The 26,408-nt window shown below is 52.7% G+C and carries 19 protein-coding genes and 1 pseudogene; 15 read left to right on the forward strand and 5 right to left on the reverse strand.

Annotated elements, in window-relative coordinates; translation table 11 throughout:
- The first annotated feature begins 1 nt into the window (after nucleotide 1).
- From ACSHSR_RS00760 to ACSHSR_RS00800, 9 genes are all read left to right on the forward strand, one after another.
- Nucleotides 2–2,851, forward strand: coding sequence for a molybdopterin-dependent oxidoreductase (locus ACSHSR_RS00760; RefSeq protein WP_479631500.1), 2,850 nt, complete (start codon nucleotides 2–4; stop codon nucleotides 2,849–2,851).
- Nucleotides 2,852–2,878: 27 nt separating this feature from the next.
- Nucleotides 2,879–3,475, forward strand: a complete 597-nt coding sequence (gene fdh3B, locus ACSHSR_RS00765) for a formate dehydrogenase FDH3 subunit beta (RefSeq protein WP_025010613.1) — start codon at nucleotides 2,879–2,881, stop codon at nucleotides 3,473–3,475.
- A gap of 45 nt (nucleotides 3,476–3,520) precedes the next feature.
- Complete coding sequence (locus ACSHSR_RS00770) at nucleotides 3,521–4,525, forward strand: formate dehydrogenase subunit gamma (protein ID WP_044733398.1); 1,005 nt, start codon at nucleotides 3,521–3,523, stop codon at nucleotides 4,523–4,525.
- A 371-nt stretch (nucleotides 4,526–4,896) separates the two neighbouring features.
- Nucleotides 4,897–5,094 carry a twin-arginine translocation signal domain-containing protein gene (locus ACSHSR_RS00775; protein WP_025010614.1) on the forward strand — a complete coding sequence of 66 codons (198 nt, stop codon included), beginning with the start codon at nucleotides 4,897–4,899 and terminating at the stop codon, nucleotides 5,092–5,094.
- Nucleotides 5,095–5,112: 18 nt separating this feature from the next.
- Nucleotides 5,113–7,965 (forward strand): molybdopterin-dependent oxidoreductase, encoded by a 2,853-nt coding sequence (locus ACSHSR_RS00780; protein ID WP_335901258.1) that lies wholly within the window; start codon nucleotides 5,113–5,115, stop codon nucleotides 7,963–7,965.
- Nucleotides 7,966–7,994: 29 nt separating this feature from the next.
- Nucleotides 7,995–8,564, forward strand: coding sequence for a formate dehydrogenase FDH3 subunit beta (gene fdh3B / locus ACSHSR_RS00785; protein WP_025010615.1), 570 nt, complete (start codon nucleotides 7,995–7,997; stop codon nucleotides 8,562–8,564).
- A 53-nt stretch (nucleotides 8,565–8,617) separates the two neighbouring features.
- Nucleotides 8,618–9,598 carry a formate dehydrogenase subunit gamma gene (locus ACSHSR_RS00790; protein WP_044733397.1) on the forward strand — a complete coding sequence of 327 codons (981 nt, stop codon included), beginning with the start codon at nucleotides 8,618–8,620 and terminating at the stop codon, nucleotides 9,596–9,598.
- 427 nt (nucleotides 9,599–10,025) lie between these two features.
- The gene (locus ACSHSR_RS00795) at nucleotides 10,026–11,612 is read left to right on the forward strand and encodes a methyl-accepting chemotaxis protein (protein WP_101094686.1); all 1,587 of its coding nucleotides are present in this window, start codon (nucleotides 10,026–10,028) and stop codon (nucleotides 11,610–11,612) included.
- A gap of 257 nt (nucleotides 11,613–11,869) precedes the next feature.
- Nucleotides 11,870–13,207, forward strand: a complete 1,338-nt coding sequence (locus ACSHSR_RS00800; protein ID WP_144168698.1) for a coproporphyrinogen III oxidase family protein — start codon at nucleotides 11,870–11,872, stop codon at nucleotides 13,205–13,207.
- A 75-nt stretch (nucleotides 13,208–13,282) separates the two neighbouring features.
- Here the strand turns inward: ACSHSR_RS00800 and ACSHSR_RS00805 are convergent, their stop codons facing one another.
- Together ACSHSR_RS00805 and ACSHSR_RS00810 are read right to left on the reverse strand one after the other, a co-directional pair.
- Entirely contained in the window at nucleotides 13,283–13,699 is a 417-nt protein-coding gene (locus tag ACSHSR_RS00805) for a GFA family protein (RefSeq protein WP_479631178.1), read from the reverse strand.
- Between the two features lie 32 nt (nucleotides 13,700–13,731).
- Nucleotides 13,732–15,552 (reverse strand): M14 family metallopeptidase, encoded by a 1,821-nt coding sequence (locus ACSHSR_RS00810; protein ID WP_479631179.1) that lies wholly within the window; start codon nucleotides 15,550–15,552, stop codon nucleotides 13,732–13,734.
- A 443-nt stretch (nucleotides 15,553–15,995) separates the two neighbouring features.
- On the opposite strand from ACSHSR_RS00810, the pseudogene ACSHSR_RS00815 reads away from it, so the two are divergent.
- Nucleotides 15,996–17,648, forward strand: a pseudogene (locus ACSHSR_RS00815) (HAL/PAL/TAL family ammonia-lyase).
- Between the two features lie 67 nt (nucleotides 17,649–17,715).
- Here ACSHSR_RS00815 and ACSHSR_RS00820 read toward each other — a convergent pair.
- Entirely contained in the window at nucleotides 17,716–18,411 is a 696-nt protein-coding gene (locus ACSHSR_RS00820; protein WP_101060204.1) for a hypothetical protein, read from the reverse strand.
- 343 nt (nucleotides 18,412–18,754) lie between these two features.
- On the opposite strand from ACSHSR_RS00820, the gene ACSHSR_RS00825 reads away from it, so the two are divergent.
- The 5 genes from ACSHSR_RS00825 to urdA all read left to right on the forward strand — a co-directional run bounded on the left by ACSHSR_RS00825 (nucleotide 18,755) and on the right by urdA (nucleotide 24,213).
- Nucleotides 18,755–19,495, forward strand: coding sequence for a helix-turn-helix transcriptional regulator (locus tag ACSHSR_RS00825; protein WP_025010620.1), 741 nt, complete (start codon nucleotides 18,755–18,757; stop codon nucleotides 19,493–19,495).
- Between the two features lies 1 nt (nucleotide 19,496).
- Complete coding sequence (locus tag ACSHSR_RS00830) at nucleotides 19,497–20,159, forward strand: response regulator transcription factor (RefSeq protein WP_025010621.1); 663 nt, start codon at nucleotides 19,497–19,499, stop codon at nucleotides 20,157–20,159.
- A gap of 2 nt (nucleotides 20,160–20,161) precedes the next feature.
- Entirely contained in the window at nucleotides 20,162–21,373 is a 1,212-nt protein-coding gene (locus tag ACSHSR_RS00835; protein WP_062793501.1) for a sensor histidine kinase, read from the forward strand.
- A 278-nt stretch (nucleotides 21,374–21,651) separates the two neighbouring features.
- Nucleotides 21,652–22,416, forward strand: a complete 765-nt coding sequence (locus ACSHSR_RS00840; RefSeq protein ID WP_025010622.1) for an outer membrane protein OmpK — start codon at nucleotides 21,652–21,654, stop codon at nucleotides 22,414–22,416.
- A gap of 42 nt (nucleotides 22,417–22,458) precedes the next feature.
- On the forward strand, nucleotides 22,459–24,213 hold the full coding sequence (gene urdA / locus ACSHSR_RS00845) for a urocanate reductase (RefSeq protein ID WP_025010623.1): 1,755 nt from the start codon (nucleotides 22,459–22,461) through the stop codon (nucleotides 24,211–24,213).
- Nucleotides 24,214–24,275: 62 nt separating this feature from the next.
- Here urdA and ACSHSR_RS00850 read toward each other — a convergent pair whose 3' ends face one another.
- Nucleotides 24,276–24,617: a DUF5713 family protein gene (locus ACSHSR_RS00850; protein WP_025010624.1), complete on the reverse strand. Its 342-nt coding sequence runs from the start codon at nucleotides 24,615–24,617 to the stop codon at nucleotides 24,276–24,278.
- A 20-nt stretch (nucleotides 24,618–24,637) separates the two neighbouring features.
- On the reverse strand, nucleotides 24,638–26,377 hold the full coding sequence (locus ACSHSR_RS00855) for a hypothetical protein (protein WP_479631180.1): 1,740 nt from the start codon (nucleotides 26,375–26,377) through the stop codon (nucleotides 24,638–24,640).
- Nucleotides 26,378–26,408: the final 31 nt, after the last annotated feature.

The following is a 26,408-nucleotide window of genomic DNA, read 5'->3' on the forward strand; positions in this document are numbered from 1 at the left end:
GATGCGATTAACCCGCAAAACAGACCAGGTCGCGGTGGCTGAAAAGCCCGCTCTGGGTCTGAATCGTCGTCAGTTCCTTAAGTCTGCCGGTTTGGCTACCGGTGGGATTGCCGCAGCATCTATGCTGGGCGCAGGAATGATGCGTAAAGCCGAAGCCAAAGATGTTCCTCACGATGCACCCACTGAAGTGAAGCGTACTATCTGCTCTCACTGCTCAGTAGGTTGTGGTATCTACGCCGAAGTGCAAAACGGTGTTTGGACCGGGCAGGAGCCTGCCGTGGACCATCCATTCAACCGTGGTGGTCACTGTGCCAAGGGCGCGTCACTGCGTGAGCACGGCCATGGTGAGAAACGTCTCAAGTATCCAATGAAACTCGAAGGCGGTAAGTGGAAGCGTCTCAGCTGGGAGCAGGCTATCAATGAAGTCGGCGACAAGATGCTGAAGATCCGCGAAGAATCTGGCCCTGACTCTGTGTACTTCATGGGTAGTGCCAAGTTCTCCAACGAGCAGTCTTACCTGTACCGCAAACTCGCAGCCATGTGGGGCACCAACAACGTCGACCACTCGGCGCGTATTTGTCACTCTACCACTGTAGCCGGTGTGGCCAACACCTGGGGCTATGGTGCGCAAACCAACTCCTTCAACGATATGCACAATGCCAAGTGCATGCTGTTTATCGGCTCCAACCCCAGTGAAGCTCACCCTGTGGCGATGCAACACATTCTGGTAGGTAAAGAGCGCGGTGCCAAAGTCATAGTGGTTGATCCACGTTTCACCCGTACTGCAGCCAAGTCTGACGAGTACGTGCATATCCGTCCCGGTACCGACATTCCTTTCATCTATGGTTTGCTGTGGCATATCTTCGAAAATGGCTGGGAAGATCAGAGCTTTATCGATAAGCGTGTGTACGGTATGGAACGTATCCGCGAAGAGGTGAAGAAGTACAACCCTGCCGAGGTTGAGCATGTCGCCGGTGTTGGTGAGGCTCAGATGCGTCGCGTCGCCAAGATGATGGCCGAGCACAAGCCCGGTACTATCGTTTGGTGTATGGGGGGTACTCAGCACCACGTGGGTAACGCCAATACCCGTGCTTACTGTATCCTGCAGTTGGCTCTGGGCAACATGGGTGTTTCCGGTGGTGGTACCAACATCTTCCGTGGTCACGACAACGTACAGGGTGCCACTGACTTTGGCCTGCTGTTCGATAACCTGCCTGGTTACTATGGTCTGACTTCCGGCGCCTGGGCGCACTGGAGCAATGTGTGGGATCTGGATCCTGCCTGGGTCAGCAGCCGTTTCGACCAGGGCGAGTATCTGGGCCAGAAGCCACAGACTTCAGCCGGTATCCCTTGTTCCCGCTGGCACGACGGTGTGCTGGAAGACAAGAATAAGATTGCCCAGAAAGACAATATCCGTCTGGCCTTCTTCTGGGGTCAGTCTGTCAACACAGAAACCCGTGGCCGCGAAGTGCGTGAAGCACTGAACAAGATGGACACTGTGGTAGTCGTTGACCCATTCCCAACCATGGCCGGTGTTATGCACCAGCGTAAAGATGGCGTTTACCTGCTGCCGGCAGCGACTCAGTTCGAAACCTATGGTTCTGTGTCAGCTTCCAACCGTTCACTGCAGTGGCGTTCTCAGGTCATCGACCCTCTGTTCGAATCGTTGCCTGACCATGTGATCATGTACAAGCTGGCCAAGAAATGGGGCGTTGAGAAAGAGTTCTGTAAGCACATCAAGGTCAACGGTGAAGAGCCGCTGGTTGAAGATGTCACCCGCGAGTTTAACCGCGGTATGTGGACCATAGGTTACACAGGTCAGAGCCCTGAGCGTCTGAAGATGCACCAGGAAAACTGGGGTACCTTCGACTTCGATACCCTCGAAGCACCCGGCGGCCCAGCCAAGGGTGAAACTTATGGTCTGCCATGGCCATGTTGGGGCACGCCTGAGATGAAACATCCAGGTACCCAAATCCTCTATCGTACCGACCGTGAAGTCCGCTACGGCGGTGGTAACTTCCGTGCCCGTTACGGTGTTGAGCACAATGGCAACAACATACTTGCCGAAGGTTCCTTCTCCAAAGGCAGTGAGATTCAGGATGGTTACCCTGAGTTTACCGACAAGATGCTTAAGCAGCTGGGTTGGTGGGATGACCTGACCGAAGAAGAGAAGAAACACGCCGAAGGCAAAAACTGGAAAACCGATATTTCCGGTGGTATTCAGCGTGTGGCCATAGCTCACGGCTGTATCCCTTATGGTAACGCCAAGGCTCGTTGTATCGTATGGAACTTCCCGGACGACATTCCGTTGCACCGTGAACCTCTGTACACGCCTCGTCGTGACCTGGTCGCCAAGTACCCCACCTACGAAGACCGTATGGTGGCGCGTCTGCCGACCCTGTACAAGTCAATTCAGGACAAAGACTTCGCCAAAGACTTCCCGCTGGCACTGACCTCTGGTCGTCTGGTGGAATATGAAGGCGGCGGTGAAGAAACCCGTTCCAACCCCTGGCTGGCCGAGTTGCAGCAGGAGATGTTTATTGAGATCAGCCCAGGCGATGCAGCCGACCGCGGTCTACGCGATGGCGACGATGTTTGGGTACACAGCCCAGAAGGCGCCAAGATCAAGGTCAAGGCCATGGTAACGCCAAGGGTGATCAACGGTGAATGTTTCATGCCGTACCACTTCGCCGGTATCTTCGAAGGCGAGAGCCTGGTGAAGAACTATCCGGAAGGTACTGTACCTTACGTTCAGGGTGAATCGGCCAACACGGTTCTGACTTACGGCTATGATGTGGTGACACAGATGCAGGAAACCAAATCCAGCCTGTGCCAGATCACCAAAGCCTAACCGTACTTGATGAGGAGATAAGCCATTATGGCAGTCATGAAATTCTTATGTGACACCAAGCGCTGCATCGAGTGTAACGGTTGCGTCACAGCCTGTAAAAACGAAAACGACTCCGCGCTCGAGTGGGGTATCCAGCGTCGCCGCGTGGTGACCATCAATGATGGTCAGCCCGGTGAAGCGTCCATTTCAGTTGCCTGTATGCATTGTACCGACGCGCCTTGTATGGCCGTTTGTCCTGCAGACTGCTTCTACCGCACTGACGATGGCATAGTGCTGCACAACAAAGATACCTGTATCGGTTGTGGCTACTGCTTCTATGCCTGTCCTTTCGGGGCGCCTCAATTCCCGAAAAAGACCGCCTTCGGTAGTCGCGGCAAGATGGATAAGTGTACTTTCTGTGCCGGTGGTCCAGAGGAAAACTTCTCTGAAGCCGAGCGTAAGAAGTACGGTGCCAACCGTATCGCCGAAGGTAAGTTGCCTATGTGTGCCGAGCTTTGCTCCACCAAGGCACTGCTGGCCGGTGACGCGGAAGTGGTATCCAACATCTATCGTGAGCGGATGGCCGCCAGGGGTAACCCCAATGTGATTTGGGGCTACAATCCCAAGACCGGTGAGATCAACTGAGACAGAGCGGGGGTGGGCTAAGGCCCACCCTGACGAGGAGTGACTATGTTAATCAAATCACTGCGCAGTCTGTTCGCTCTGCTGGTATTGGTTGCCGGGCTGGGGTTTGCTTCCACAGCCATGGCCGCCGATGAACAGTCGAGCCAGCAACAGGCGCAGGCGCAAACCAGTGAGGCCGATCTTTGGCGCGCGGTAAAATCCGGTGAATCCGGCTATACCACTGCCAAGGGGGTTGAAACCGGCGTGCTGATCAACGTGGCCGGTAATCAGGGCAAGGAGCTGCGCAATCAGTACCTAACACCCATTATGGCGATTGCCGTAGTCGGCGTGTTTGGGGCGTTCGTGCTCTTTTACCTGGTGAATGGACCATCCAAGCTGCACCACGGTTTTTCCGGCAAGTTGGTGTTCCGTTGGAGTAAGGCGGACCTGATCATCCACTGGGTAGTGGCAATCAGCTGTCTTATCCTGATCTTCACCGGGCTCAATATCATGTTGGGCAAGCATGTGCTGCAACCCTATGTCAGTGGCGATATTTGGGCGGCACTGATCTATGGCTCCAAGACGATCCACGATTGGGTCGGGCCACTGTTCATCGCCTCCTGGGCGGTACTGGTGGTGAAATGGATGCCGGATCAGCTGTTCAAGAGCTATGACCTCAAGTGGTTCATGCTGGTGGGTGGCTACATCAACTTCGGCCCCTTCAAGGGTAAGCACCCGGATTCGGGTTTTGCCAACGCCGGTGAGAAGATGTGGTTCTGGACCCTGGCCATTTTCGGTCTGTTTATCAGCATTTCCGGCATCATGATGGTGCTGCCCAACCTGGATTTACCCCGTGAAGCCTCAATGGCGGCGTTGTTGGTGCATGGTGTCAGTGCCACGCTCATTATCGCCTTCACCATAGTGCATATCTGGATGGCAACCGTACTGTCTGAGGGCGGTATGGAGTGTATGAAGTCCGGTTACTGTGATGAGAACTGGGCGATGCAGCATCACAATGTCTGGTATGACGAAATCAAGGCCAACGGTACGCTCAAATATCGAGATAATTGAGCCCAGACCTGATTAAAGACTGCAAACACCCCGGCCTGCCGGGGTGTTTTTTTATGATCTGTTTTTTAACATTGTTTACTTCAAAATTCGCGCGTCACTGATACTTTCGCTATTTTCCTTTTATTGAAAGTTTGAAGCAGTTAACGCTTTGAACAGCCGTTCCCATGGGGCTTACATTCAAACTGTCCCAGATCAAAATCCATCCAGTTGCAAAGCCTTATATTGCCCACGCTTATAGAAGGACTCTATTCATATGTAACGGAATTTTTACCTTTTTTGTACATGAGTGCAGCTTGAGTTGTTAAAGGGCTGGAGTGCACAAAAGAGAGTCGTGTCACCCGCAGCGCGGGTGAAAATTATCAGGAGCGAAGATGAAAGACCAGAAGCCAGATCTGAACCGCAGATCCCTGCTGAAGGCTATCACCATAGGCAGTGCCGCGGGTGCCGCGATTGCTGCTACAGGGGTGAGCGCCGCTCAGGCCAATGAGCCTGTTGAAGCGAAGTCCGCAAAAAAGGGCTATCACGAAACAGCGCATATCCGCAGCTATTACAACAGCCTGCGTAGCTAATCCAGGAGATCTCAAGCGATGAAGTTAACTCGCACATCCAATGTCGCCCCTAAGGCTGACAAACCAAAACTGGGGATCAGCCGTCGTCAGTTTATGAAGAATGCCGGTATTACTGCCGGTGGTATCGCTGCCGCCTCTATGCTGGGTGCCGGCATGATGCGTCGTGCCGAAGCCAAAGATGTACCTCATGATGCGCCTATCGAAGTCAAGCGTACTATTTGTAGTGCCTGTGCCGTAGGTTGTGGTCTGTATGCCGAAGTACAAAACGGTGTTTGGACTGGTCAGGAGCCTGCCTTCGATCACCCATTCAACGCCGGTGGTCACTGTGCCAAAGGTGCTGCACTGCGCGAGCACGGCCATGGTGAGAAGCGTCTCAAGTATCCAATGAAGCTTGAAGGCGGTAAGTGGAAGCGTATCAGCTGGGATCAGGCCATCAACGAAGTTAGTGACAAGATGCTGAAGATCCGCCAGGAATCGGGTCCGGATTCTGTTTACTTTATGGGTAGTGCCAAGTTCTCCAACGAAGGCTGCTACATGTATCGTAAGCTGGCCGCCATGTGGGGTACCAACAACGTCGACCACTCTGCCCGTATTTGTCACTCTACCACTGTAGCCGGTGTGGCCAACACCTGGGGCTATGGTGCGCAAACCAACTCTTTCAACGACATTCAGAATGCCCGCGCCATCTTCTTCATTGGTGCCAACCCTGCAGAAGCACACCCTGTTTCCATGCAGCACATTCTGATCGCCAAAGAGAAGAACAATGCCAAGCTGATCGTGGTTGATCCACGTTTCTCCCGCACCGCGGCTCATGCCGATCTGCATTGCTCTATCCGTCCGGGTACCGACATTCCGTTTATCTACGGTATGTTGTGGCATATCTTCGAAAACGGCTGGGAAGACAAGACTTTCATCAAAGAACGTGTGTTCGAGATGGAAACCATCCGTGCAGAAGCCAAGAAGTTCCCACCTAAAGAGGTGGCCAACATCACTGGCTGTAGCGAAGAGTACCTGTACCAGGCCGCCAAGATGATGGCCGATAACCGTCCAGGCACTGTGGTTTGGTGTATGGGTGGTACCCAGCACCACGTAGGTAATGCCAACACCCGTGCTTACTGTATCCTGCAGTTGGCTCTGGGCAACATGGGTGTTTCCGGTGGTGGTACCAACATCTTCCGTGGTCACGATAACGTACAGGGCGCTACCGACCTGGGTCTGCTGTTCGATAACCTGCCAGGTTACTACGGCCTGACCTCTGCGGCATGGCAACACTGGACCCACGTATGGGATCTGGATATGGAGTGGATGAAGAGCCGCTTCGACCAGGGTACTTACCTGGGCCGCGAACCTATGACTACTCCGGGTATTCCTTGTTCCCGTTGGCACGACGGTGTGTTGGAAGACAAGCAGAAGCTGGCACAGAAAGACAACGTGCGCCTGGCCTTCTTCTGGGGTCAGTCTGTCAACACTGAAACCCGTCAGCGTGACGTGCGTGATGCACTGGACAAGATGGATACAGTCGTTGTTGTTGACCCATTCCCAACTATGGCCGGTGTTATGCACCGTCGTAAGGATGGCGTCTACCTGCTGCCTGCCGCGACTCAGTTTGAGACCCGTGGTTCCATCTCCAACTCAGGCCGTTCTATCCAATGGCGTGAGCAGGTTATCGAGCCGCTGTTCGAGTCCAAGACAGATATCGAAATCATGTATCGTCTGGCACAGAAACTGGGCTTCGCCGAGCAGTACACCAAGCGTATCAAGAAAGAGAATGGTCTGCCTCTGATCGAAGACATCACTCGCGAAATCAACCGCGGTATGTGGACTATCGGTATGTCCGGCCAAAGCCCTGAGCGTTTGAAGCAACACACAATGAACTGGGGCACTTTCTCCAACAAGACTCTGGAAGCCGAAGGTGGCCCATGCAAGGGCGAAACCTATGGTCTGCCTTGGCCATGTTGGGGTACACCTGAGATGAAGCATCCAGGTACCCAGATCCTCTATAACACAAGCAAGCACGTCAAAGACGGTGGCGGTAACTTCCGTGCCCGTTACGGTGTGGAATATCAAGGCAAGAACCTGCTGGCCGAAGGTTCCTTCTCCAAAGGTGCTGAAATCCAGGACGGTTATCCTGAGTTCTCCGACAAGCTGCTCAAGCAATTGGGCTGGTGGGACGAGCTGACTGCTGAAGAGAAAGCCGAAGCCGAAGGCAAGAACTGGAAGACCGACCTTTCAGGCGGTATTGTCCGGGTTGCCATCAAGCACGGTTGTATCCCATTCGGTAACGCCAAGGCCCGTTGTATCGTGTGGACCTTCCCTGATCAGGTGCCAGTACACCGCGAGCCGCTGTACACAGCCCGTCGCGATCTGGTAGCCAAGTACCCAACTTATGACGACATGCAGGTACATCGTCTGCCGACTCTGTACAAGTCTATCCAGGAGAAAGATGTCAGTGGCAAGTACCCACTGGTACTGACTTCCGGTCGTCTGGTGGAATACGAGGGTGGTGGTGAAGAATCACGTTCCAACCCATGGCTGGCCGAGCTGCAGCAGGAGATGTTCGTTGAGATCAACCCTGGTGATGCTGCCGACCGCGGTATCCGTGACGGTGAGAAGGTATGGCTGGAAGGCGCCGAAGGCGGCCGAATTCTGGTTCAAGCCATGGTGACCCCAAGGGTTAAACCTGGTGTGACCTGGATGCCTTACCACTTTGCCGGGATCATGCACGGCGAGAGCCTGGAACCCAACTATCCGGAAGGCACAGTGCCTTACGTATTGGGTGAATCCTGTAACACTGCGCTGACCTATGGTTATGACCCAGTGACTCAGATGCAGGAAACCAAGGCGTCGCTTTGTCAGATCGTCAAAGCATAAGTGCAGCTTAAGCGAGGAGAATTGCCACTATGGCTACAATGAAATTTCTGTGTGATACCAAGCGCTGCATTGAATGTAATGGCTGTGTCACCGCTTGTAAAAACGAAAACGACTCCGCTCTCGAGTGGGGTATCCAACGTCGCCGTGTAGTGACCATCAAAGATGGTCAGCCCGGCGAGGCCTCTATCTCTGTGGCTTGTATGCATTGCAGCGACGCGCCTTGTATGGCCGTGTGTCCTGCCAACTGCTTCTACCGCACCGAAGACGGCATAGTGCTGCACAACAAAGATACCTGTATCGGTTGTGGTTACTGTCTCTATGCCTGCCCATTCGGCGCACCTCAGTTCCCGAAATCAGGTGCCTTCGGCTCCCGCGGCAAGATGGACAAATGTACCTTCTGTGCCGGTGGTCCTGAAGAAAACCATTCGGATGCCGAGCGTCAGAAATACGGTGCCAACCGTATTGCAGAAGGCAAACTGCCTATGTGTGCCGAACTCTGTGCAACCAAGGCCCTGCTGGCCGGTGATGCGGAAGTGGTTTCCGGCATCTACCGCGAGCGTGTGGCTTATCGCGGTGCCGAAAACGGCGCCTGGAAGTAACAGACGGCACGAATATCCGACCCGGTACTACCGGGTCGGTGAGAGAGGTTAATATGAACAAATGGTTCAAACACATAGGCTTGGCTATTGCGCTCTTGTTCAGTGCGGTCTGCTTTGCCAATGGTGCCGATGCACCTGTGGAACCACAAGCGAGCGACGCCCAGATCTGGGCTCAGCTCAAGGATGGGGCAACGGGTTACACCACGTCCCAGAGCCAGTTCCACAACCAGCCGATCAACACCTATGATCTGCGGGTACTGGAGCTGCGCAGCGACTGGCTGGCCCCCGGGTTGATGCTGGCCCTGTTCGGCATGATCATCATTTTTGCCCTGTTTATCATGGTTAATGGTATTTCCAAACTGCACCATGGTTTCTCCGGCAAGATGGTACATCGTTGGTCCAAGTTTGATGTGAGCATTCACTGGCTGGGGGCGATTCCCTGCTTGCTGCTGATCCTCACCGGCTTGGTGCTGCTGGCCGGGCGTTTCTTCTTCCAGCCTTATCTGGGTGAAGGCTTCTGGGCATCCATGGTCAATGGTGCCAAACAAGTGCACGACGTGATGGCGATTCCCTTCATGTTCGGCTGGGCGCTGATGACTCTGTTGTGGGCCAAGAACCAGTTACCCAAGATGTATGACGTCAAGTGGTTCATGGTCGTGGGCGGTTACATCAACTTCGGTCCTTTCAAGGGCAAACACCCTGATGCCGGCTTTGCCAACGCCGGTGAGAAGATGTGGTTCTGGGCCTTTGCCTTCTTTGGACTGATCATCTCTGCCTCAGGCATGTTGTTGCTGTTCCCCAACCTGTTTGAACCCAGCCGTACCCTGAGCCTGATAGCTCTGGTGTTGCACTCAATCAGTGCCATCATCATCTGTGCCTTCTCCATAGTGCATATCTTTATGGCAACTGTTATGTCTGAAGGTGGTATGGAGTGCATGGTTTCCGGTTACTGTGATGAAAACTGGGCAACTCAGCACCACAACCTGTGGTATGACGAGATCAAGGCCAACGGTACTCTGAAATACAGAGACTGAGGCCAGCCCTTTGCAAAAAAGCCGTGTCAGTCGACACGGCTTTTTTATCAATAATGAAAAATAAAGCGGTGATTATTTTATTTATGGCGCTTATACCTCTAAATAGGTGGTCAAAGTGCCATTTTCTTGAGTGATTGGCATTAATTAACTGTTTTTAATCATTAAATTATTTTAATCCTTAGCTTAATTCTTCTGCTGCTTAACTGTTTTCGTAACAAAATTTCTGATTTGAACCGTAAAATAGTTAACGATTTGACTGTCAAAGTGTAAAAAATGCAATTCAAATAAAACAACATCATGTTTATTAAGAGTTATTTAAATTTTTAATGACATTATGATGGATTGCTTATTTAATCACCAATATGTAAAATGGTTCTACAAACGTAACAAAGTTACGAGTCTTTTCTTCATTCAATCAGATACCATCATGATCAACAATACCAGAACCAGTGTGTTATCCATGCTGCCGTCTTTGCTGTCCAGTGTGCTACTGATAGTGATCGGCATCTTTGCTTATCGTGCTTTTTTCCAACTCAATGACGTCAGCGAACGTCTGGTGAATAACAACAATCTGACCGAGACTTTCGCCGGGATCCGCGAAGAGTTCTATCAACTGCGACTGGCTTCCCTGGTGCACAACACTCAAGGGGTACGCCAGCATCAAGACAGAGTGCATGACCTGATAGCCCGCCTGAGTAAATTCGACACAGCCTTTATGAAGAATGGTGGTGCGCGAATCACCGTTCTCAAACCCGGAATCGACAGATACACCCGTCTCTACTTCGATGAGCTGGCGCTGGCCGAGCGAACCGGCACAGAGCCGCTTCTCACTCCGGTAAGACGAGATCTGGGCCCTGAGGTGAGTGCCGAGATCAATCTGCTGGTGGCGCAGATAACCGAGCGTAACCAGGAATTGGGGCAGATGACGGTTTCCGAGGTGGATAATGCCGAAGCTATTCTGCTCGGTCTGATCCTGTTTGCCATAGTGGCTTCCTTGCTGATGGCACTCCTTATGAGCCGCCATCTGGTGGCCATTGTCAGCCGGATCCAACAATCTGTCGCCAAGCTGGCGGTCGGCGACCTGACCCACAAGATAGGGATCCAGGGCAAGAATGAACTCTGCACTCTGGCGGCCGATCTGGATCAGCTCAGCGACAGATTACAAGTCATGATCCGTGAAATCGCCCAAGCCTCGGAACATATGGCGCAGCAGGTTGGTGAGCTCAATGTGCAGTCTGAGTCCAACTCGGCCGCATTGCAGGCCCACGCCTTGGAAACCGACCAGGTTGTCACCGCGGTTGAAGAGATGAGCGCTACCGCTCAAGGGGTTGCCAACGATGCTGCCTCCGCCGCACAGTTGACCGATAAGGCCAGAGCTCAAGGGGATGAGTCCCGTCAGGCGGTCGAACAGGCTTCCAACAATGTGATGGCGCTGGTCAGCGAAGTCGACAGTGCCTCCCAGACCATTGCCGAGATGGATGAAAGCACCCGTAGAATTGCCGGTGTGCTGGATGTGATAGGTGAGATTGCCGAGCAAACCAACCTGCTGGCGCTGAATGCGGCCATCGAAGCGGCCCGAGCCGGTGAGCAGGGACGTGGCTTTGCCGTGGTGGCAGACGAAGTCAGGGCGTTGGCGGCACGCACCCAGGCCAGCACTTCAGAGATCAACAATATGTTGGAACAGCTGCGTCAGGGCGCAGATTCGGCGGTCAATGCCATGAATCGTACCCGCCAGAGCTGTCAGGCAACGGCCGATACCACGACTCTGGTGGCCGAAAGTTTGCAGGGGCTGACCGAGCATGTATTTGATATCAATGGCCTCAGTAGCCAGATAGCCACGGCTGCCGAAGAGCAGAGCTCGGTTTCTGAAGAGATTACCCGCAACCTCAGTGTCATTCGCGAAATGGTGGAAGAGCTGAATCAGAGTGGCAAGGCGACACTCGGCAGCACCGCGGCATTGGCCGCTGCCAAAGATCAGCTCTCCAGTGTGGTCAGACAGTTTAAGCTCAGCTGAAAATAAGGGGTCTGCGGACCCCTTTTTGCTGCCTGGTGTAAAGGCACCCCTCGAAAGGTTGATTTTTCATCCGTTAATGCTAAAACATGATCTGCTTAACAAAACGCCACTCTCGATACTGATAGGTATTGTTAACTTCTAGCCAGTTCACGTTTTGACTCCTGTGCAGGAGGTAGTCTACAAACAGCTGGCAGTACCTTGGAAATCACCTAACTGTTTGTGGTATCTAAGGATTAGCAAAACTAACAGGAAGCCTTATGTCATCAATTATCCAAACTCTCGATCGCCAACTGGTCACTCCATACCAAGCCAATATTACAGTACCCGACTGGATGCTGGGGGCCATGGAGCGGGTGATGCAGTACTATGTTGACAAGAACCTGAGGCTGGACACTATTTCTGCTGATGTGATGCCGGCTCCGGTAGAGGGCAAGAAATACATGCTCTATGCCCATGTGCCTTTCTGCCACACGCTTTGCTCTTACTGTACCTTCCACCGCTTCCTGTTCAAGGAAGACAAGGCTCGTGCCTATTTTGTGGCGCTGCGTAAAGAGATGGATATGGTCAAGCAGTTGGGCTATGACTTCGAGTCCATGTACATAGGCGGCGGCACTACGACTGTGCTGGAAGATGAACTGGCGCGCACTATCGAGTATGCCAAGACCCTGTTCCCTTCCATCAAGGAAGTCTCCTGTGAATCGGATCCCCAACACCTTGACAGCCCCGGCTTTAAACAGCTCAAGGGATTGGTTGACCGCATGTCCATCGGGGTGCAGAGCTTTAATGATGACATCCTCAAGATGACAGACAGGTTGGAAAAGTTCGGCACCGGCCAGCAAACATTCGACAAGATCATGGCCGCCAAAGAGCTGTTTCCTATTATCAATGTCGATTTGATCTTCGGTTTCCGGGGTCAGACAGACGAAGTGATCCAGCATGACTTGGATATGGCTTCCAGACTGGATCCGCGCCAGATCACCACTTATCCCCTGATGATCACCCACCAGACCCGCAAGAGCGTCAAAGGGAAACTGGCTGCGCCTCAGGCCGATATGGCCAACCAGTACCGGATGATCCTCAATACCCTCAATGGCCAGTACAACCAGTTGTCGGCCTGGGCCTTTGGTAAGGCCAACGATGAGGGCTTTGACGAGTACGTTATCGATTACGACGAATACTTGGGTGTGGGTTCAGGCTCATTCAGTTTCCTTAACGATACCCTGCATGTGAATACTTTCTCGCTGCGCAAGTATCAGGAGCGGATCGCCAGCGGCAAGATGGGTGTTGAGCAGCAAAAGCAGTACAGCAAGAAAGATGTGATGCAGTATCGTTTCCTGCTGGGGATGTTCTCCGGTCGTCTGTCGCGCAAGTATTTCCGCGACACCTTCGGCGTTAATCTGGACACAGCCCTGTTCAAAGAGATGAGCTCGATGAAGCTGATTGGCGCCATCAAGAATGATCCCAGCAACCCGGATGAGCTGATCATTACAGACAACGGCAAGATGATGGGCCTGCTGATGATGAAAGAGTTTTATGCCGGTATGGATAATGTCCGGGCGCAGCTGCGTAAGCCGCTGAAGCCTTGTGATATGTAATCTTTGGTTCAATGAATGACAAAAAATCCGCCACAGGGCGGATTTTTTATTGCGCAATAACGCTTCTGCCGTCGGCTAGTCGCCTTGACTGCGATTACCGGGATAACGGGGGTAGTCGTCGCTAATCTCCAGCCAGGCGGGTTTGTTGGCGCAGTAGATATGATATCTGGGTGCCACCCTGTCTGGGTCATCCAAAGAAGCAATACTCAAGCTGATAAATTCTGGATGGTCGAGACTGCGATAACTCAGGCTGGTGCCACAGTTTGGGCAAAAGCCGCGGCGGATCTTGGCCGAAGAGGCATATTCCCGCACGGCTTCACCCTGCCAAGTGAGTTGCTCCAGTTTGAAGTCCATCCAACTGCCCACCACAGCCCCTGTGCTCTTACGGCATTGACTGCAGTAACAGTGGTCGGCATCGAACGGTTCACCCTCGAGGCGATAACGTATGGCGCCGCACAGGCAGCCTCCCTGTAACTCATCCTGCTGCTTCATCGCTCGACTCCTGGATAGTTAATTATCAGGGCCTATCTGGCGCGATAGACGGGATAAGCCTGGTAAGCCTTGTCATAGTAAGGGCTGCGCTCGTAGAACCAACGTAACCTGGCCTTGGCATCGGCGGCAAAGGCCGGGTCTTTGAGCGCCTGGTCAAATTCGGCCTGGAGCGCTTTGGAGTTGGCCAGCATCTGTTGTGCTAAAGGTTCAACCGCGTAGTCCTCAATATACTCGGTGCGGGTGAATATGGTGTTGAACAGGCCCCACTGCAGCAGTGAGTCGGGCGATTGCGGCTCCAGCAGTATCATCGCCAGATCGCCAAGCGGCTGCTCAGTGCTTATTTTGACGGTACCGGCGGGTAAGGTGAGTTCAACCTTTTCCAGTTTGGCTTTGGCACTGACTCTCTGGCGGCCTTCATAGTCACTGGCGGCAAACTGGGGTTCGCTGAGGCGATACTGTTGCAGCTTCAGTGTTTGAGGTTGCTCCAGGCGGCTCATACGAATGCCGTGCAGCGATAGTTTGGCAATCGCCTCCTGCCACTGGGGCGGAATATAGTAAGCGGCCGGGCGGCTGACCCGGATATCCGCCTCTGTGTTGCCTATTACCGGCAGGTTGGGATAAAGCTTGGGCTCGCCGGTCCAGCGCACCACTTGTTTGCCCGAAACAGGGCTCTGTTCCAGTTGATAGTCTATGCCTTTGAAATCCCAGCCCTGCTGCTGCTTTTGTGACTTCCAGGTCAGGGTCACCAGCCGTGGATAGCGGTACTTGTCTTTCTCTATCGCTGCGCGCAGCTTGGTCGCTTTGGCCCCCACAGTCTTGAGGGTTTGCTCCAGCATTACATAAGTGCCCAGTACCCGTTGTCGAAACGGCTTGAGGCTGTGGTTTTCAATCAATATGGTCGGCAGGTGTCTGGCATCGCCGTAACCGTTGGAGTAGCGGGCCGAGGCATTCCACAGTGACATACCCTTGCTCAAATCGGTATTGTCCAAGGCGAAGACCAGAGGCCCCGGGATATGACCTGCCTGGGTCAGCGCCTGTTCTATCGCCGGGCGATATTCCTGCTGCAGCCAGTTGTAGCCTGCGGGGCTCAGCCCCTGAGACAGGTTGTAACCAAAGGTCACATCATATTGGTAGTCGATACCGTCGGTGACATGCACATCAATATACAGCTGCGGCTGCCAGTCGTTGATGGCGGTCAGCATGTGTTGCATCTCCATGCTGTCGGCCTTGGCGTAGTCACGATTGAGGTTGATGTTTTGGCTGGTGGTTCGCCAGCCCATGTTCAGTGGGCCGCGTTGGTTAACTCGGTTGCTTTGGCTGGAGCGCTCGTGCGCATCGACACTGAAAATCGGCACAAACAGCAGGTTGACCTGTTCCAACAGCTCGGCCTTGTCGCCGACTATGATATCCCGCAATAACATCATGCCGGCATCTTTGCCGTCAATTTCACCCGAGTGGATCCCGGCTTGCACCAGAACATTGGGCTTGTGGTTACGTCTCAGCTGTGCCGGGGTGGCAGCACCTTCGGCGCTGGCCACTATCATCCAGATATCCCGCCCCTGGGGGCTCTTGCCCAGACTCACCTTGTTAAGCTTGTTGCTTTGGGTCATCAGCCTATCCAGCCAGGCAAAGGTCTGCTGATAGCTTGGGCTTTCAATACCGCCGGATTGCTCAAAAGGCGTGGCCCAGCTGTCGTCGGCTGCACGCATTAAGGCCTCGCTGGCACCACTCCAGGGGTTGAGCGGCGGCAAAATGGCATCATTGATATAGGTGTTGGCTTGGGTGGCTGGTTCGGCAAGTGCGGCGCCGGGTAACGTCGCGACAGCGAGCCAGAGCAGGGACAGCATGCGCATGAAAGGCTCCGGGTACAGGATAATTGTTATTGTTGAAGCGCTCTATCTTTCACCAATTTGTCGAGCCCTGCAAGTCACCCGGAGTGACTCTCCCTTTCTGTTGTGGTTATAGCAATGAAAGCAAACTGCACCTCCCTAAATTTTGTTTTGTCAAAGTAATGTCAAAAAACGGCACTCAAGGGCAGTAATTTACATATTTGCAATCCAGTCTGAATAAATACCCAATCTCGCTTTTTAAGTTATTTTCTGTGTTGTAATTTCCTAACTGAGTTAATTAAAAAAGAATTTTATATTTATACCAGTTTTTATTAGCTGCTGGATAAATAACTTATATAAGTAAAGTAGTGCTTTAATGTGGCAGCCATTTAAATTATCAATAGTGCTTTTGGCGTTCACATTAATAAGTTCTGATTAAGTCGTTTTATTCTTGGAGAACAGTGTTGATGAGAGGCTTATCCAATATATTGATAGTTTCGGCAGTGGCTTTACCCCTGGGGTGCGCTTCTGCGGCAGAGGTGATTACCCTGGATGGTCAGTCACTCAAGATAGAGCAGCTACTGCAGCTGAAAGATAAACAAGTGCAGGTGGCTCTCAGCAAAGAAGCGCAAAAGACAATTCATGCAAGCCATGAACTCCTGATAGATTCTGCCCGTAAAGGCACTCCCGTATACGGGCTCACCGTTGGGGTGGGCAAGAACAAGGATACCCCGGTATTTGGTAAAGACGGTTCTTTGAGTGCCGAAGCCCGCAAACTGTCGGAAGATTTTAACCGCAATATGCTGTTTACCCACTCGGCGGCCAGTGGCCAACCCATAGCGCCGGAAACCGTGAAAATGGCGATGACGATCCGCCTGAATCAGATAGCCACGGGGCATGTGGGTGTGCAGCCGGACGTGGCCCGCATTTACTAGGAGTTTATCAACGAAGACATTATCCCCGTGGTGCCGGAAGATGGCTCTGTGGGGTTGAGTGATATCCTGTTGGCCTCACACATAGGCGCCGCCATGATGGGCGAGTGGGATGTGTTCTACAAAGGCCAGCGGATGTCTGCCGCCAAGGCGATGAAGCAGGCCGGGATCAAGCCGCTGGTGCCCTTTGGCAAGGACTCACTCTCGATTCTGTCCAACAACGCCCTGGCAACGGCACAGGTGGTCAACGCCATTGGTGATGCCCGCCAGATCATTCAATTCTCTCCCAGACTCATTGCCGCGGCCCTTGAAGGGATCAACGGCAATATCAGCCCTCTGCTACCTCATACCCTGGCGGCCAGACCTATGCCGAATGTCGAGAAGGTAGGTCAAGAGATTTTGACCAATCTGGAGGGGGGATATCTATTCCAGCGTGACGAGAAGCGGCCGTTGCAGGATGCGCTATCCTATCGCGGTGCTCACTGGCCTGTGGCCCATGCCATGTCGCAGCTGCAGCAGTTGGAAACCTTGGTGAATATTCAGATTAACAGCTCTGATGATAATCCTACGGTTTACATCAATGCCAAACCCGGACGTTACGCCGAAGCCCCTCAAGTGGCACAGTATTTTACCCAAGGGCCGGTATCTGGGGCGATTAACTCCTCGGCCAACTTCGATACCATCCAATTGGCGTCCCAGACCGAAGCCTTTATCAATGCCATGGCGCAGTTGGGCAAATACTCCAGTAATCGCCAGATCAAGTTGATTGACCCTTACTTCACAGGTTTGCCAAGAGCCTTGGTCGACCCTGATGATGCCAATGGTCAGGCTTTCTATACCCTGCAGAATGGCTTCACCGCCCTGTTTGTCGAGATAGCCCATGCGGCCAATCCCGTGTCCTTCTATGGTATAGCCAACCAAGGCGGTATCGAGGATAACTTCAGCAACTACTTCCAGGCCGGCAAGAATCTCAGCAAGGTGGTGGATGGCGTGGCACGCATCTATGGCTTTGAGCTGATGCAGGTGGCCCAGGCGATGGACCTGCAGAAGAAAGTGAACCACAGGCAGTTGTCACCCCAGAATGAACAACTGTTAAAGGCGCTGCGCAAACAGGTGGCTTACTACGACAAGGACAGGTTGTTTACCCCGGATGTCGAGGCCTCGACTCAGTTCCTGATGAAGTTCTAAGGAAACCAAGCCCCGGTAGGATTAACCACCGGGGCTCTTTGTTTAGGGAATCGGGAATAGCCTTTGCTCACTGGGTTTTCGAGCCACATTCGCGGCTTGGACACACCGTCTCGGCGGAAATGCTCCAGGCTCCGGAGAAGTCATTGTAGATAAATCTCTGCTCTGAACCGCGGGCGCTGAAGTGCACCACGAACGGAGTGAATTGGGGCACACCTGCCTGCGCCGCCAGTTGAGTAATGGCCAACTGGGCTATAGGTGAGTCTGGCTCTCCCAATTCAGCCAGCTGTTCTGTACTGAGTTCCAGATGTCTGGGGCTGTCACTGAGTGAGGCGTTTTGAACTACCTTGGCAATGGGGATCTCATGCAGCCTGGCATTCAGCCGTGAATAGGCAGCATATTGCGCAACCCTCTGTTGCAGCGCCGCTTCGCTCACCCCCAGGCTCTTGGCCATATTGGCTCTACGCGCCTGAACCAGCTCCCTGAGTTCGCTTCGTTGCTGACTGGAAAGAGCCGAGAAGGCCATTCCGGCCCCCAGAGTTTGGCTGTAAGTGGTTGAAGACAGTATCGGCTCGCCCAGTGTCTTGTCACCGGCCATCAGCCGGTTCAGTTCGGCGGAGAAGTGAAGGTAGGCTTGCGGATCTTGAAAGCCAAAATATTCCGCATGGGCTTCAATGCGTTGCAGCGTACCCGAGACAGGTTCTGCGATTGCGGTAGATGAAGTATAACCTGCTGAAAAGCATGCTAATAATATCCATTTGTTCATCTTGTATATCCTTATACTTTACTGAGTACGAATATAATTAACAGCCTTGGCTTTCAGGGTCAACGGTTTCATTGTTCGGAAATTCAACAGCAAACAGACAGGGGTTCAGTGAGCTCGAGGCCACTATCGCTGCCATTGGCGGCAGGCATGCGCTATAAACAGCGGCTCGAAGCTGGCCTTATCAGCATAGTGGAGGTGACGTGAAAATAACGTCAAAAACTCCGTAGTTTTTACATGGGGTTACATTTTTGCAGCCTATTCTAAATATCTGTTTCAACTGTCTTTGTTCAATTCGTAGCCTGAGTTATGTTGGCTTTGATTCTTATTCTTGAGGAGTAATCGCATGAGTACAGTATTGAATCAGGCTGCACTCACGGAAGCACAGAGCAGTTTCAGACAAGTACTGCAAACCGTCGGCCCGCTGATCGCCAGGCTGGGGTTCCAGGGGTTCTGGTTTCAGGGGCTGCCAAGCAATGCCAGGGAGTATTTGGAACACCCGGAAAATCAAGGCTTGTTCGCCCCTGTGTGGCTGCGAAGGCCAATAGCCTCACTGGCTTCCTCCGGTAGGATAGCGACCCTGCAACAGTACTATCTGGAACATTTTGCCCGCAGCGACAGTAACTTTGCCGAGTCTTTAAGCGCAGATAAAGCCTGGCGGTATCGCTGGCAAGAGCACGACCCGGTAAAAACTTTGTTTGCCAAACATGGTTACGACACTGTTCTGAGCTTTCCTGTCCCCAGCTATGCCAACCCGACCTGGTTTGGTCGTTTCATATTGCTGGCATCGGGCCGTCCCGAGCCGGATCCGGAACGGGTACAGCAGACCTTGATCTTGGTGCAAAGTCTGCTGTTTGAACATGACAGGCAGAGGTTCAACCCCTTTCTGCAGAGCCGGATCTTCAAGGCCAATGCCAGAAAAGTGCTGCGAATGGCCGCAACCGGACTACAAAATCATGAGATCTCTGATCGACTGCACATTAGTGTTCGTGGGGTTGAATACCATATGGAGTCAATGCGCAAGAAACTGGGTGCCAGCAACAGGGCAAATCTGATCCATCTGGCCCATCAATTTGAGTTGATCTGACATGTTAATTCTGCTGGTCGAAGATAATCGTCTGTTGGCAAACAATATTATTCAGTACCTGGCGATAAAAGGCATTGAATGTGACTATGCCGAAACCCTGGCTCAGGCCAATGAACTGCTGAGACAGCAGCATTTCGATGTGGTGGTGCTGGATCTCAACTTGCCCGACGGGGACGGTGTTCGAGCATGCCAGGGCTGGAAGGCCCAGTGTATGACCACGCCGGTGATCATGCTGACCGCCCGCAGCGGTTTGGATGACAGGTTGAGCGGCTTCGATGCCGGCGCCGATGATTATCTGATCAAACCCTTCGCCATGGAGGAGCTGGTGGCCCGCCTAAGAGTCGTGGCTCAGCGCCGTCCGGCACCACCAAGATTACAACTGGGTGAGCTGGAGATGGACTTTGGCAAACACGAGGCCTATCGCCAAGGGCAGTTGTTGTCCCTGAGCCGCACCGGCTGGCAGATACTGGCCTTGCTGGCTCGCCGCAGCCCGGAAACCGTGGAGCGGGAAGAGATAGAGCGTATGCTCTGGCCCGACTGCCCACCTGACAGCGACAGCCTGCGCAGCCATCTGCATCTGTTGCGGCGGGTGGTGGATAAGCCGTTCGACAGTCAACTGATCCACACCATTCGCGGAGTAGGACTCTGCCTGAGGAGTGACTGAAGATGATGCCCAAGTTCAGCCTCAAGCGCAGCTATCAAATTTACGGGCTTATTTTTCTGGCGGTCACTCTGGCCATCAATAGCATCATCCCCCTTTGCATGATGTGCACCGGCATGTTTTCCATGCATGAGATCACTCTGCGTAACGCAGGGCAGGCGGCTGAAGCGGTGTTCCTTCAGGGCAGCACAGAGCTGGATACCGACAACATCAGCGTGTTTGCCGACTGGCAGCGGGTGCCGGATAAGATCAAAGCTATCAATGACTTTCAGCCTCCCACTTCAGAAACGGGTATTCGTTATCAGCATCTCGATGGCCCCTATATCGATGCCCTGAGTGTGCATTACACGGCTTCAGGCCAGCCGCTGTATCTATGGCTACATTATGATGCCACCCATGATCTTGTTTTTGCGCCCAAGAACATGACCGCCATTTTATTGCTGATAGTGATGACCTTCGGGGTGGTGGCCAGCCTGGCGTTTCATATGCAAAAGCAAGTGATCACCCCGGTGCACAAAATCAGTCAGGCGATCAAACAGCACGACTGGCAAAGCATGAATGGCTTCAGTTTTCCCAAACAAGGCTATGCCGAGCTGCAATCTATAGTGGATGCGCTCAATACTTCGCTGCAGCAGCTACAAAAGGCCCAGCAGCGGGAACTCAACTTCCTGCGTTTTGCCAGCCACGAGCTGCGCACTCCTGTGGCTATCTGCCAGTCATCCTTTGAGCTGCTCACCTTGCAAAAGGGCAAGTTGACCGGGCCAGTACTGGCTGCCAGCCAGGCGACGGCGCAGATGAAGTCCATCATAGAAACCCTGTTGTGGCTCACCAACAAGAGCAGCACTCGGCTGGAAAAACAGCGCTTGGCTCCGGCCGAGTTGTTGCGGCAGCTGGCAACTGAGCAGGAGCACGCCCAAGGCAAGCAGGGGGTTATTCAATTGGATTGTGACGATACCCAACTACTGGTGCTGAAAGAGCCTCTGTGCATCATGCTCAATAATCTGCTGCGCAATGCGCTCGAGCATGGCACCGGCGAAGTCAAGGTGGAGCAGCGGGGCAAGTGCATCCGAGTCAGCAACTCAAGCTTACAGGATGGCATGGGAGGTTTTGGTCTGGGGCTGATGTTGGTCAAGCGACTGGCGAAACAGCTGGGTTGGCAGTTCAAGGAATATCGGCCACCGCAGATGTTTATTGCCGAGATAGAAATTACAGATTAAAGGAATGTGTGAGCTTAGGCTTATATTTATAGATTGGCTATTAATATTTTAAAAAGAGATAGCTTGGTCTGTCTATTTTTAATTTGTTTGACGGAATTTTCACTTAACTTGTGGTCTCCTGTTATCTACTTCCTTAAACCACAGAGTTTATTTTTTTAAGGATTGTAATCGACCAAGATCACAGCTGCTATTGGTGGCAATTAATTATTATTTTCTCGTCCAATTCATGTGTTTAAAGTTTTCAATTACTTGGCATTGTATTTTTCTGAGGAAATATTATGAGCTCAAAATGGTTGTTGAGTGGGGTGGCACTGGCTATGGCATTTTCTGCCAATGTGCAGGCCGATGTAACCAAAACAAGTCTGGATCTTGGTTATAAGTTTTATACCAGTGATACCAAGGATGATAACCCTGGCGTCTTTAACCAACCCTTTCTCAAGCTGAATCATTTGGGTTTGGCCGATTGGGGCAGTTATTTCGCCAATATCAAGCTGGAAAACCCGGGTGAAGTCGCGGAAAACCAGAAGAATGAAGATGGTAAAACCACTTTAAAATCATTGGCAATCATAGAGCATAAGCTGGGTGAAAGCGGTTTTAACTTTTGGGCCCAGAACTTTATCTCTGCCAGTGAGACTCTGGTCGAAGACAACCTGTATCTGGGGGTTACGCACAACAGTAAGTTTGGCGATTTGGCGCTGAACTACGGGGTTGGTTTCAACTATACCTTTGGTCATTTCTCACCAACAGATGAGAACTTCAATGACATTTCAGGTTATGCCCTGGTGCTCAATGCCAAATACCCGCTGAGTTTTGCCGGATTGAAGCACAACTTGTCCGTCAACTACGAAGCGCAGATAGACAGGGATGAGGACCACCAAAAGCTGTTCAGTTACGACAGCTATGGGCACCAGATCATTCTGGGTTGGCAGACCCAATTTACCGATGCCTTCTACGGCAAGTTGCACCTGACTCAGTACGACAGTTGGGGTGCACAGTACAACGACGGTATCGAATATGGGTTGGCTTTTGGATACCAGTTTTAACAATGGAGCCAGGCTCCCTTTTTTAATCGACAGGAACTGAATATGCAGTTGAACAAATCCGTTTTGGGCGTGGCCGTATCCACTGCCGTGGTGATTACCGGCTGTCAGGTGACCCATGAGATCATCAAGAGTCAGGGGACTGCCCAGGGCAAGCATGGTGAGATCCAGGTAGAAACCAGCATTCAGGATGGCCGTATTGTGGCTATCGATGTGCTGAAGCAGAAAGAAAACCCTGTGTTGGCCGCCGCCGCATTCAAAGATGTGAAACAGGCCATCATAGACAACAACTCTGTAGATGTTGACGGGGTTTCCGGTGCGACCGTGACTTCCAATGCCCTCAAAAAAGCCGTGGCTGCCAGTGTTGAAGCCGCAGGTGTGACTCTGGTTGCCGCCACGGCCACCGCCAAGCATGGTGAAGCCCTGACGCCGGCCGAATACACCTATGATGTGGTTGTGATAGGTTCTGGTGGTGCCGGTTTCAGTGCCGGTCTGGAGGCCATGGAAGCCGGTGCTTCTGCCGTCATCATCGAAAAGATGCCCATCATAGGTGGTAACTCGCTGATCTCCGGCGCCGAGATGAACGTAGCCGGTAGCTGGGTACAGAAGAGTATGGGAATTACCGACTCCAAAGAGCTGTTTATCCAGGACACACTCAAAGGGGGCGACTTCAAGGGTGATCCTGAGATGGTCAAGGTGATGGTAGACAATGCCGTCGATGCCGCCGAATGGCTGCGTGACTATGTCAAGGTTGAGTACTATCCCAACCAGCTGTTCCAGTTTGGTGGTCATAGCGTCAAGCGCGCCCTGATCCCCAAAGGACACACGGGTGCCGAAGTGATTGGCAAATTTGCCAAGAAGGCCGAAGAAGTCGGCCTGCCTATTCACACCAACACTACCGCCGAGCGTCTGCTGATGGACAACAATGGTCGGGTCGTCGGTGTTGAAGCGACCAAAAACGGCAAGAAGATCACTTATCATGCCAAGCGCGGTGTTGTTGTCGCTACCGGTGGTTTCTCTGCCAACGTGGCCATGCGTAAGCAATACAACCCAGAGCTGGATGAGCGTTACGGTACTACGGGTATTGCAGGTGGCACAGGTGACGGTATTGTCATGGGTGAGAAGATCCACGCCGACACCCGCAACCTGGGCTATATCCAAACCTATCCTATCTGTAACCCAGAGACTGGCGCCATTGCCCTGATCGCCGACTCCCGTTTCTTCGGTGCGATTCTGGTCAACCAAAACGGTGAGCGATTTGTGGAAGAGCTGGAACGTCGCGATGTGATCTCCCATGCGATTCTGGAACAACCCGGTCGTTACACCTATGTGCTGTGGAACAAGGACATCGACGATGTGGCCGGTACCATTGGTATGCACCAAGGTGAATACAAAGACTTCACCAGCCGTGGTCTGATGTATGAAGTGAACAGCATTGAAGAAGCCGCCAAGGTGTTCAACATTCCGCTGGAAAACCTCAAGAAGACCATCAAGGATGTGAACCACTATGCGAAAACCGGTAAGGATGAAGCCTTCAATCACAGAGCCGGGCTGGTGGACTTGAGCAAGGGCCCATATTGGATCCTGAAAGCCACGCCATCGGTACACCACACCATGGGTGGTCTGGTAACAGATACCAAGACCCACGTACTGAATGAACAAGGCAAGGTGATCCCAGGTCTGTTTGCCGCCGGTGAAGTGACAGGTTTGACTCACGGTACCAACCGCCTGGGTGGCAACGCCTATACAGACATCATTGTCTTTGGCCGTATCGCCGGGCAGCAGGCTGCCGCCAACTAAGCCTTCGAGCTACTCATAATCTCCCCTGAAAACAAAAACGGCCCGCAAGGGCCGTTTTTTTATCACCAATCTCTGGGGGAGATGGCTTGTTCGATATCCAGACTGTCGAAGCCATAAGCACGGCTGATGATGTAAAACTCATCGGCGAGGCAATCCCGGGCGACTGTCTCCAGTTCACTGCCGTTGGCTTCAAACTCATCTTGCAGCTCATTGATGGCCAGGGTAGCGGCGTGAGTCAGTTGCAGCAAGGCGCCTTCATCCTCGGGCTTAAGGGCTTCTATCTCGCTGCACAGTTGCAGCAATACGCCTTTGAGTTTATCAACCAGAAAATCCGGAAAATAGCCGTCCAGATACATAGGTGCCAACAATTGCCGCTGCTGGATGACGGGGTTGGTAACAGACATTAGTCTTCCTCATTACTTGCTCAATTGGCCTGCGCCAGTTGTTTCAGATGTTGATACAGGGAATCGCTGAAGCTTTGCTCGTAGGTGAGTCGCAATTGCTGCCTGCCGGCATCGAAATCAAAGGCGCGGTAAATATTCACTTCAATGAGTTGGTCACCTTGGATCAGATATTGGCTGGGCAGAACCTTGTCGGCCAGCTCTGGATTGTCCAGCAGCTCTGTGATCTGCAACAAAGGCGCACCACTCGGGCTTTGGATTAGCTGCCACTCGTAGCTTTCAGGGGTATCGCCAAAGTTCAGCGTGAAACGCTGCTCGCCATCCAGGGTAATTTCATCCTCTGTTGCTATAGGCCAGAAGAGGGTTATCAGCGCCCTGGAGTCGAGATCTTCGGCGTTGGCAACCGGCATCTCCCAGGAAACAAACTCTTCATTCCGGCACATTACATCGGCTTGCTGCGCCGTCCAGATGCGGTAAACCTGCCCAGGCCATTCTAGCTTGGCCAACTGCAGCGCGGCCGGGGTACCTGCCAGCAAGGTTTGCCAGTCTTCGGCGTCGGCCTGGTACTTGTCCACCTGCATAGTGATTGGTACCTGAGTACCATCATAGAAGGTATGTAGTTGATTGCCTTCGATAACCGACGCGCTTGGGCTATAGCCCTGATCCTTGCGATCGGCATTTATCCAGCGCTCCATTTGAGTATTCCAGCACTCGTTGGCGACCTCATCTCCCAGAGTGACATCCTGGGCCAGGACCTTGCCTTGGTTGACACTTCCGGTCAGAAACTTGGAGGGGTCGCCATATTGCAGGGTGAACACCTCCGATCCGCCAGTCAGCCCCAGATCAAGCAGATGAGCTTGCTCATCATCTTCCATCAAGCCATTGAGTACTATCACCCAATCATTGTCGTTCATGGTTTTGTCATCAAGAGGTTCCAGGTAACCCAGGGCAACCATGGCGTTGTTTACCTTGTTACGCACCTCTTGGGGATCTGTGGCCAGGAATGTCTCCGCTGTTTGACCACTGGCGGCGATCAACTGCCGCAGCTCATTCAGGGTCATGGCGAGGGTCTGCTCGGCCGCCAGAATGGCCTCATGATTGCCTTCACCGAGTAGCTTTTCTATCTGAGCTTCAGTCAAAGCGTGAATGTGCTGCAGTAACCAAAATGCCTCGGCAAAGGCCGGCGCTGCTGTGACATCGGCAGCAAGCTGGTAAGGGTTCTCGCTCTCCGGGGCGAACAGCTGGGAATATAGCTGCCTGAGTTCCTGAAGCAGGTTATCACGCTGGGTGTCACCAATGCCCGCTTGCAACATCTGCTGTAAACGACTGAATTCCAAATGGGTCACTAGGTTGATGGCACCCGTATGCTGGTTCAGGGCAAAGAGTACCAGGCTGCCGTCATCAGCAGTCTGGGCAGCGACACTCTGCTTGTTGTGTTGCTGTTTGGCTGAGGTATTGTCACTGGCCTGCGGTAACCAGCTGGCCAGCAGATAATAGTCGGGCGTTGGGTCATCGCTGCGCCAATCGAGCTGATACTTGCCATCGTTGTCGGTAGTTGTTGTGGGCTCATCAGCATCGCAAGACAGGTTACGATTGAGATCGGCGCAGACATCGGCCCCCGGCACAGCACCCAAATAACTAACCTGGCCCTGAACACTAATATCAGTCGTAACAGGTGGTTGATTGTCATCTGAATCGGAGCCGCCACAGGCAGAGAGCAGCGTAGCACTGAGTGCTACCGACAGGAGGGAAAGTTTACGCATATTGATTCATCCTTGAGTTAAGTTCGTCAAA

The sequence above is a fragment of the Shewanella sp. VK101 genome, assembly GCF_056497865.1.

Excerpts from the sequence above, each read along its gene's own strand:
- ACSHSR_RS00760 (WP_479631500.1), top strand. The coding sequence starts at position 2 with ATGCGATTAACCCGCAAAACAGACCAGGTCGCGGTGGCTGAAAAGCCC.
- fdh3B (WP_025010613.1), top strand. The coding sequence starts at position 2,879 with ATGGCAGTCATGAAATTCTTATGTGACACCAAGCGCTGCATCGAGTGT.
- ACSHSR_RS00770 (WP_044733398.1), top strand. The coding sequence starts at position 3,521 with ATGTTAATCAAATCACTGCGCAGTCTGTTCGCTCTGCTGGTATTGGTT.
- ACSHSR_RS00775 (WP_025010614.1), top strand. The coding sequence starts at position 4,897 with ATGAAAGACCAGAAGCCAGATCTGAACCGCAGATCCCTGCTGAAGGCT.
- ACSHSR_RS00780 (WP_335901258.1), top strand. The coding sequence starts at position 5,113 with ATGAAGTTAACTCGCACATCCAATGTCGCCCCTAAGGCTGACAAACCA.
- fdh3B (WP_025010615.1), top strand. The coding sequence starts at position 7,995 with ATGGCTACAATGAAATTTCTGTGTGATACCAAGCGCTGCATTGAATGT.
- ACSHSR_RS00790 (WP_044733397.1), top strand. The coding sequence starts at position 8,618 with ATGAACAAATGGTTCAAACACATAGGCTTGGCTATTGCGCTCTTGTTC.
- ACSHSR_RS00795 (WP_101094686.1), top strand. The coding sequence starts at position 10,026 with ATGATCAACAATACCAGAACCAGTGTGTTATCCATGCTGCCGTCTTTG.
- ACSHSR_RS00800 (WP_144168698.1), top strand. The coding sequence starts at position 11,870 with ATGTCATCAATTATCCAAACTCTCGATCGCCAACTGGTCACTCCATAC.
- ACSHSR_RS00805 (WP_479631178.1), bottom strand. The coding sequence starts at position 13,699 with ATGAAGCAGCAGGATGAGTTACAGGGAGGCTGCCTGTGCGGCGCCATA.
- ACSHSR_RS00810 (WP_479631179.1), bottom strand. The coding sequence starts at position 15,552 with ATGCGCATGCTGTCCCTGCTCTGGCTCGCTGTCGCGACGTTACCCGGC.
- ACSHSR_RS00820 (WP_101060204.1), bottom strand. The coding sequence starts at position 18,411 with ATGAACAAATGGATATTATTAGCATGCTTTTCAGCAGGTTATACTTCA.
- ACSHSR_RS00825 (WP_025010620.1), top strand. The coding sequence starts at position 18,755 with ATGAGTACAGTATTGAATCAGGCTGCACTCACGGAAGCACAGAGCAGT.
- ACSHSR_RS00830 (WP_025010621.1), top strand. The coding sequence starts at position 19,497 with ATGTTAATTCTGCTGGTCGAAGATAATCGTCTGTTGGCAAACAATATT.
- ACSHSR_RS00835 (WP_062793501.1), top strand. The coding sequence starts at position 20,162 with ATGATGCCCAAGTTCAGCCTCAAGCGCAGCTATCAAATTTACGGGCTT.
- ACSHSR_RS00840 (WP_025010622.1), top strand. The coding sequence starts at position 21,652 with ATGAGCTCAAAATGGTTGTTGAGTGGGGTGGCACTGGCTATGGCATTT.
- urdA (WP_025010623.1), top strand. The coding sequence starts at position 22,459 with ATGCAGTTGAACAAATCCGTTTTGGGCGTGGCCGTATCCACTGCCGTG.
- ACSHSR_RS00850 (WP_025010624.1), bottom strand. The coding sequence starts at position 24,617 with ATGTCTGTTACCAACCCCGTCATCCAGCAGCGGCAATTGTTGGCACCT.
- ACSHSR_RS00855 (WP_479631180.1), bottom strand. The coding sequence starts at position 26,377 with ATGCGTAAACTTTCCCTCCTGTCGGTAGCACTCAGTGCTACGCTGCTC.